The sequence below is a fragment of the Pseudomonas sp. NPDC087598 genome, from assembly GCF_044743525.1.
In the GTDB taxonomy this organism is placed as follows: Bacteria; Pseudomonadota; Gammaproteobacteria; order Pseudomonadales; family Pseudomonadaceae; genus Aquipseudomonas.
In genome coordinates this window covers 1,037-1,912 of sequence record NZ_JBIUWQ010000142.1, presented here as the reverse complement: position 1 = coordinate 1,912, position 876 = coordinate 1,037, and the positions used below count along the sequence as shown (strand labels likewise).

Here is an 876-nt window from a genome sequence, read left to right as displayed (position 1 = left end):
CCTTTTGGGTTACCTTTTCGGCGTCTGGAAAAGGTGACTCGCTGTAAGAGCGAAACCGCCAGAAACATCACCCGCAGCAACGGATATGCCCCCAAAACCCAAAACCACCACAGCACAAACAAAAACGGCCCCTATATAAATAGAGACCGTTCCCGGTACAACTCAAGACGTTATCGCAAGACAAATCTTATTTGCGGTCTTCCAGCTTGGTAATGTCACGCGACTCATAACCGGTGTACAACTGGCGCGGACGGCCAATCTTGTACGGGCTCGAGAGCATTTCTTTCCAGTGGGAGATCCAGCCAACAGTACGTGCCAGCGCGAAAATCACGGTGAACATGCTGGTCGGAATGCCGATCGCCTTGAGGATGATCCCCGAGTAGAAGTCGACGTTCGGGTACAGCGAGCGTTCGATGAAGTACGGGTCGGTCAGCGCGATCTCTTCCAGGCGCATGGCCAGTTCGAGTTGCGGATCGTTGTTGATGCCCAGTTCCTTCAGTACTTCGTCGCAGGTCTGCTTCATTACAGTCGCGCGAGGATCGCGGTTCTTGTAAACGCGGTGACCGAAGCCCATCAGTTTGAACGGATCGTTCTTGTCCTTGGCCTTGGCGATGAACTTGTCGATGTTCGAAACATCGCCAATCTCATCCAGCATGGTCAGAACAGCTTCGTTCGCACCGCCGTGGGCAGGGCCCCACAGTGCGGCGATACCGGCGGCGATACAGGCGAACGGGTTGGCACCCGAAGAGCCTGCCAGGCGCACGGTGGAAGTCGATGCGTTCTGCTCGTGGTCGGCATGGAGGATGAAGATCCGGTCCATGGCCTTGGCGAGCACCGGGCTGATCGGTGTGATCTCGCCCGGGGTGTTGACCATCA

General features: G+C 56.2%; 1 protein-coding gene. It reads right to left on the bottom strand.

Annotated features, from left to right (window positions below; translation table 11 throughout):
• Positions 1-187: 187 nt before the first annotated feature.
• The coding region (locus ACIOWE_RS30090; RefSeq protein ID WP_401398594.1) for a citrate/2-methylcitrate synthase at positions 188-876 on the bottom strand (689 nt) is incomplete at its 5' end.